The 3,938-nt window shown below is 35.4% G+C and carries 2 protein-coding genes; both read right to left on the bottom strand.

Annotated elements, in window-relative coordinates; translation table 11 throughout:
* Positions 1–3,384: hypothetical protein (locus tag HND50_22340; GenBank protein NOG47992.1), on the bottom strand; the 3,384-nt coding region annotated here is incomplete at its 3' end.
* 378 nt (positions 3,385–3,762) lie between these two features.
* A partial coding sequence (locus HND50_22335) for a hypothetical protein (GenBank protein NOG47991.1) occupies positions 3,763–3,938 on the bottom strand: 176 nt, incomplete at its 5' end.

Below are 3,938 nucleotides of genomic sequence, written 5' to 3'. Positions count from 1 at the left end.
TTCATTAGAAGCAAGTTCTGTTATTCGTTGCCCAAAAGTATTATAAATAGAAATTGTAACTTTTGCTTTCTTTGGTAACTCAAACTGTAATGTTGTTTCAGGATTAAACGGATTTGGAAAATTTTGAGTCAAAGCAAATTCAGTCGGTATTTGCTCTCCAGAAAGCTCAAATATATTGGTAACAGGTGATTTCCCATTTATTGCCAGGCCATACATATCGCCCTTTTCAATATTTAGTACTTCAGTAATTTCCTGTTTTGCAATATCAATTAGATATAATTTCCCTTCATCAGATATAGAAAAAAGTTCTCCATTATTATCAAAACTTATATCACGGAGAGCTGAGTTGCCTGAATCAAAAATTAATTCTGATACAGCTGTTTTTTTATTTAGAGAATAAAACTTTCCAAGTCGGTCAATAGCAATTAAATCACCATTTTGTGGATCTACTGCAAGCCCATATGAACGTCTAACTCCAGTTACACCAATCTCTTTAAAATCACCAGCTACAATATCTAAATAATAAAGCGTGCCATCTGTAAACCTGAGGGCAAAAAGTGAATCACTCTCATTATCAAATGCAATTGCTTTTAGCTGAGTAACTTCAAACTCTTTATAAAAATAAGTATCACCACCTGAAGCATTTATTCTATATAGCTTGCTTCCTATAGACCCCAACCCAATGGTAATTATTTCCTTATTGGATGGCCTGATAGATAAACCAAATAATTCTTCGAGACCAGTTGAACCGACAGCTTGGTTCTCTCCAATAGAATTTACATTAAATAAATCACTTGCATTATTTGTTAAATAAACATTGCCTGGCTGACTTGAGATAATTTCAAACCCTTTACCAATTAACGAAACCTGTTTATTCAAATTTAATGAATCATCGCTAATGATGTTCAAGTTTGCTAAAGTAATTCCTGCACTTTCTGGTTTAAATTGTATTTCAAGTATAATTGATTGCTCATATTCTAACTGGACTGGAAGAGTTGTTTTTTGTACAAAGCTAAATGTAGGATCATCAAGGTTTATCTCTGTTATTGTAAGTGTACTTAATCCCAAGTTTGATATAATAACGTCTTTTGTTAAACTGTCAATACCAGCTTCAACTAAATAATCTACAGAATCCTGATCGCTAACAATACTTGGCGTCAAAGTTGGATAATATACACCAACAGCATTCCAGGCATCCAATACTGCATTATATTCATTACTCCCCTGGCCAAATAAATCGACCGCAGAGTTTATTGCCCCCAACCGAGCATCAGAATAGTTGGATGATGGGGTTAAATAAACTGTAAGATTTCGGTAAGCAATTTCTGCAGCTTTAGTTAATCCTATACCAGCTACACTATAAACATCACCATTGTCATTAGTACCACCACCACCTTGTGTTAATAAATAAAACCATTTATTTTGAACGCCGCTATTGGTGTGAACGCCACCGTTGTCACTCGTTCCAAAGTTCCATCCATTACCATGGTACGTATCAGGGTCACCAAAAATATTAGGATTTTTCATCGAACGAAACGCATCTACCTCTTCAGCAATGAGCCACTCGGGGTTGTGATCAGTACCTAAGACTGTTATCTCAACTGACTGGCCAAAAATATCGCTGAAAGACTCATTCAAAGCTCCACTCTCATTTTGATAAATCAGGCCAGCGGAAGTTCCTGTAACACCATGTGTATATTCATGCGATACGATATCCATACTCACTAAAGGGGCACTATTATTTGTACCATCACCAAAACGCATTTTATCACCAAGCCATTGTGCATTAAACCAACCATCCAGCGCATGCGCATATGCCAGTATTTGAGATCCATTATTATCATAACTATCTCGACCATGAAAATTTAAAAAATAGTCGTAGGTTTGCTCGGCCGCCCAATGAATACTAACTGCAGCTTTGGCCCTGTTTGAGTTGAAATTTAAATCATTATCCACTATATCGATTGCCTGAGAATAATTTTCCGTATTCAAAAGGTCAAATGTAAATACTTTACTGCGAGCCCGTTCCCTTAATCGATATTTACCTTGGACAAACTCTTCTTTATTTCTTGGAAATATTCTATCTGCTTCCCCAGTATTTGAATACAACTCTCCGGATGAGCTGGATACAACGATATCATCGACCTGCCAGCCAAATAAATCAGCAGCTGCACCATCATCGGCTGTAGAAAATGCCAAGTCTGATGCAAAAGCAAAACGTAACCTGATAGTTTGACCTGAATAAGCTGACAAATCAAACAATACTTCAGACCATGTTGTATTACTACCAGTCCATCCAGGAATATTTGCACCCTCTCCGTGAATATCCCCAAAGCTGAACAGACTTGAGTTTGAGTATGCAGGATCTGGATTTCCGAGGATTTGCCATGTTTCACCACCATCAGAAGATATACGCACATTTACACCTTCCCATGCATCATAAGGGGATGATGCACCAGCAGGGTTTTCCAGTGCATATCGGTGAAAAAAAGATAATTGAGGGTCGTCTCCAAATATATTAATAGAGTCTGTATCGAGAATTTTATACCACCCATTATCATATCCACCATTGTTGCCAAAAGAAACATCTGCAACCCACCAGCTTAATCCACTCCCAGAATTTGCATTCCAGCTATCAAGGTGCCAAAAGGCGGGAGACAGCGTTGGAAAATCTTCATCTGATGCTGTCATTTCTACTGTTCCGTTATATAAACTTTCACCTGTAACAGCTACATCACCCGATTCTATTTTATTAAAATGGTTTAGTATTTTTCCCGTATGGGCATCAATATCGTAATGATAACGGATAGTTGGGTTGTCCATCTTTAAGACAAAACGGAAAGCAAGTTTATAATTATCAGCGGTTCGTTTATTTTGCCCTGTTGACAATAATAATGTACCTGGAGTTTTTGCTTTTAAGTACTGTAAGTGACTATTGTTTAAGCCTCTTGTTCTTTTTGTTATATCAGATAATGCTACTTGCAAAGCCTTAGCTTTTGAGATTGAAGGGTTTGTATCTAAATTAAGGTTATGGATAATTTGACCATTAGCAGAATAAACTATTCCGTTTTTAACATGGAGAATGTATTGTATATCTGCTACTAGTAACCCTTTATATTCCTGAACAAAACGGGTGTGGTTAAATCCTATTTTATCTATCGATTTATTGACTTCCTTAAAAGTATTCTCCTGGGCAATTGCAAAATGATTTTTATACATGTCAAAGAATTCTGTTTGGAGTGGGCCTTCACCCGCCTTAAATGAAACTTGGGCTGGTGTACCGATTTCATTATTAATAATTATAGCTTTTTTTAATTTATTACCCGCTCCAAAAATAAAGGTAGTTAAGACGGTTAAGAATAAAATAATAAGAATTTTTTGCATAAAGGTTCTCCATTTTTATGGTTAATTGTTTTTAAGTATAAAATGTTAAACGAATGATACTAATCAAATTCATGTAATAAAACTTTAACAATATATGTACATTTTGTTAAAAACAAACAAACATAAAAAAACAACCTTTAAGGATAACAGGATTTATATCACTAATTTTGTGTGCCGAAATCATTTCATAATAAAAAACACAATTCTGTTTTTTTAAACATATACTAAACAAAACTGATATCTAACCTAGTTTTGGATAAATAAGCCGCACAACTAATGCTACTTTTTTCTGGCACTTTGCAGGATTTAGTTTCTCTTTCAAACAAAACTTTCTATAATTTAAAGCATCTTTTAGACTATTACTCCAGGTAATCCCATTTAATCCTGGCCCTGAACAACTGCGAACTTAACAACTTTTTCTCCTACACCAGGCACTTCTATATGTGCTATGTACATTCCGGATGCAATCCTGCGGCCCGCTTCGTTCTTTAAATTCCATTCTACATTAGAATTTGAGCTGTTATTCTTTAATATATAAACCAAATGGCCAGCAA

This window comes from Calditrichota bacterium, from assembly GCA_013112635.1.
GTDB lineage: Bacteria > Calditrichota > Calditrichia > Calditrichales > J004 > JABFGF01.
Note: the sequence above shows the minus strand (reverse complement) of the source record. Positions and strands in the feature narration are given on the sequence as shown.